Annotated in this window: 3 protein-coding genes; 2 read left to right on the top strand and 1 reads right to left on the bottom strand. The window is 68.4% G+C overall.

Annotated elements, in window-relative coordinates; translation table 11 throughout:
* Nucleotides 1-151: 151 nt before the first annotated feature.
* Nucleotides 152-1,498, top strand: a complete 1,347-nt coding sequence (gene metC / locus PKE44_RS16910; RefSeq protein WP_324553606.1) for a cystathionine beta-lyase — start codon at nt 152-154, stop codon at nt 1,496-1,498.
* A 182-nt stretch (nt 1,499-1,680) separates the two neighbouring features.
* The gene (gene galU / locus PKE44_RS16905) at nt 1,681-2,565 is read left to right on the top strand and encodes a UTP--glucose-1-phosphate uridylyltransferase GalU (RefSeq protein ID WP_324553604.1); all 885 of its coding nucleotides are present in this window, start codon (nt 1,681-1,683) and stop codon (nt 2,563-2,565) included.
* Between the two features lie 12 nt (nt 2,566-2,577).
* Here galU and PKE44_RS16900 read toward each other — a convergent pair whose 3' ends face one another.
* Nucleotides 2,578-2,847, bottom strand: a complete 270-nt coding sequence (locus PKE44_RS16900; protein WP_324553602.1) for a hypothetical protein — start codon at nt 2,845-2,847, stop codon at nt 2,578-2,580.
* Nucleotides 2,848-3,310: the final 463 nt, after the last annotated feature.

Raw genomic sequence — 3,310 nt, 5'->3', positions numbered from 1 at the left:
AGGAGCAGGCAGCGGCGGACGGACATCGGCGTTCCTTCGCGCAAGCGGGCGCGCAGCGGGGATCGGCTGTGGCGATTATGGCAACTTGTGTCCGGCCGCAGGGAGCGGGCGTGCTAGGCTCGCCGGCCTCGTCGAGCCGCCGGAGGGCGCCATGCAGGACGATACCCGACTGATCCATCACGGGCGGGCCGGAGCCGGGGCCGGGTATGACGGACTCGTCAATCCCCCGGTCTGCCACGCCTCGACCATCCTGTTCCCGACCCTCGATGCGCTCGAAGGCCGCACGCCGGTGCCGATGAGCTACGGCCGCCACGGCACGCCGACGCAGTTCGCGCTGGCCGAGGCGCTGAGCGCGCTGCACGGCGGCGCCGGCACGGTGCTGGTGCCCTCGGGCCTCGCGGCGGCGGTGCTGGCGATCTCGACCTTCGCGCACGTCGGCACGCACGTGCTGATCACCGACAGCGTCTACGGTCCGACCCGCGCCTACTGCGACGAACTCGCGCGCCACCGGGGCGTGACGGTCGAGTACTTCGATCCGCTGATCGGGGCCGGCATCGAGGCGCTGCTGAGGCCGGAAACGGCGCTGGTGTTCCTCGAATCCCCCGGTTCGCTGACCTTCGAGCTCCAGGACGTGCCGGCGATCGCCGCCGTTGCCCATGCCCGCGGCGTGCGTGTCGCGATCGACGACACCTGGAGCGCCGGCTACTTCATGAAGCCGCTCGCGCTCGGGGCGGACATCTCGGTGCAGGCGCTGACCAAGTACGTCGGCGGTCACTCCGACCTGATGCTCGGCGCCGTGATCTGCAACGCCGGGACGCTCGATGCCGTGAAGCATCAGGCGCGCCTGACCGGCAACGCCAGCGCGCCCGATGACGTGTCGCTGGCGCTGCGCGGCCTGCGCACGCTGGCCGTGCGCATGCATCAGCACGAGCTGAGCGGCCTGGACCTCGCGCGCTGGCTGGTGCAGCAGCCGCAGGTCGCGCGCGTCGTGCATCCGGGTCGGCCCGACCATCCGCAGCACGATCTCTGGCTGCGCGACTTCAGCGGTGCCTGCGGCCTGTTCGGCTTCGAGCTGCATCCGTGCACGCGCACGCAGCTCGCGGCCTTCCTGGATGGCCTGAAGCTGTTCGGCATGGGCTATTCGTGGGGCGGCTTCGAGAGCCTGATCATTCCGGCGCACGCGCCGCGCACGGTGCGCAAGTGGAAGACGGCGGGGCCATGGCTGCGCGTGCACGTCGGGCTGGAGGAGATCGAGGACCTGATCAACGATCTTGCGCTCGGCTTCCAGCGCCTGAGCGCCGCCGCCCCGCCTCCCGGACCCGCTGCGCCGGCAGCGGCCGAAACCGCAGTGGCTGCCGCCGGCAGCGAGCCGGCTGCGCCCGGCAGCGATGGCCCGCCGGACAGCGACAGCGAAGAACTTCCGCCGGCGGAGATGACCGAACCCGCAGGCGAGCAGCCTGCAGCCGGTGATCCGCCGTTGCCGCCGGCGGTGGCCTGAAACCGCTGCGTCAATCTTCGTACCATCGCGCCGGCGTTCGCTTGTCGGGTCTGTGGGCGGCGCGCAGAATGCCGCCGCTCCACGGATCACCGCGATCATTTCAGGCCGGAACCCGCGATGTCCGGTCATGTCCAGCCCTATTCAGCCCTATCCAGCAGAAGACAGAGCGAGGAACCCCGAACGTGAAGCGCAAGATTCGCAAGGCCGTGTTCCCCGTCGCCGGCCTCGGCACCCGCTTCCTGCCGGCCACCAAGGCCAGCCCGAAGGAGATGCTGCCGATCGTCGACAAGCCGCTGATCCAGTACGCGGTCGAGGAAGCGGTTGCGGCCGGCGTCGATACGCTGGTGTTCGTCATCGGCCGCACCAAGAACGCGATCGCCGATCATTTCGACAAGGCCTACGAGCTCGAGACCGAACTCGAAACCCGCGGCAAGAAGGATCTGCTGAAGGTCGTGCAGAGCATCGTGCCGCCGCACGTCTCCTGCGTGTACGTGCGTCAGGCCGAAGCGCTCGGCCTCGGTCACGCGGTGCTCTGCGCCAAGCCGATCGTCGGTCAGGAGCCGTGCGCGGTGCTGCTCGCCGATGACCTGATCGACGCACCGCGCGGCGGGGCGATGGCGCAGATGGCGGCGCACTTCGACAAGTACCAGTGCTCGATCCTCGGCGTCGAGCGCGTGCCGCCCGAAGAAACCTTCAAGTACGGCATCGTCACGCCGCTGCCGTTTGCCGCGCACCTGTCGAACGTCGACAGCATCGTCGAGAAGCCGAAGCCCGAGGAGGCGCCGTCGAACCTGGCGGTGGTCGGTCGCTACATCCTGACGCCGCGCATCTTCGAGCTGCTCGAAAAGACCCCGCGCGGTGCCGGCAACGAGATCCAGCTCACCGACGCGATCGCGGCGCTGCTGCTCGAAGAGCAGGTGCTGGCCTACGAATTCGAAGGCCGGCGCTATGACTGCGGCAGCAAGATCGGCTATCTGACCGCGACCGTCGAATACGGCATGAAGCACGCCGAACTCGGCGCGCAGTTCCGCCAGTATTTGCAGTCGATGGTCTGCAGCATCGGCTGAGCGCTGCCCGGCTCACAAAAAATCTGTAAAGAAAAGCTGACGCCCCGTGCCCTGCGGGGCGTCGTCGTTTTTGCGCTGCAGCAGCGAAGCGTCCGCAAGCTGATACGGATCAGTTTTCCGCCGGGCGGCCGATGACAGCATAAGGGCCATCCGCAACCGGAGGGTCTCAGGGCGGTCATCCGGCCCCGTCAGACTGATCCACGCGGAGTTTTTCGCGCCCCGGAGGCGCTGCTGCATCATGAAGCCTGTTGATGACCTGCGCGACGGCATCCCGTCGTCCATCCCCCGCGAGTCGCAGCGGACGCTGCCGGCCCGCCATTCCGACCCCCGGGTCGCGGTGACCGTAAACCTGGTTTGCCGTACACGGCCCGGCTCCGGAAGCCGTTCTTCCCGCCCCGACCGCAGGACCGGCCCGGCCCTCACCGGCTGATCCGCGCTTTGGCGCAACCCCCCTGGAGGTTTTGATTCGCTGGCCGAGCCTGCCGGCAGGGATATACTCGTCCCGGCCGATGCTGCACCGCACTATAAAAATCAAAGGTCAGGCATGTGCAGCGGCAGCAGGTCCAGCGTCGATTTTCCCCACGTGTGTCGGGTCCCGGCCGAGCCGTGACCGTCACCATCCGGCCCTTCCCCCTGGAGTCAGCCATCATGAGCAATCCCTTCAGCCTGCACGGCAAGCGCGGCCTGGTCGTCGGCATCGCCAACGAGAGTTCGATCGCCTACGCCGTCGCCCGCACCATCCGCG

The organism is Plasticicumulans sp. (assembly GCF_035331805.1).
Lineage (GTDB): Bacteria > Pseudomonadota > Gammaproteobacteria > Competibacterales > Competibacteraceae > Plasticicumulans.
This window is presented reverse-complemented; position numbering and strand designations above follow the sequence as displayed.

Excerpts from the sequence above, each read along its gene's own strand:
- metC (WP_324553606.1), top strand. The coding sequence starts at position 152 with ATGCAGGACGATACCCGACTGATCCATCACGGGCGGGCCGGAGCCGGG.
- PKE44_RS16900 (WP_324553602.1), bottom strand. The coding sequence starts at position 2,847 with ATGGACGACGGGATGCCGTCGCGCAGGTCATCAACAGGCTTCATGATG.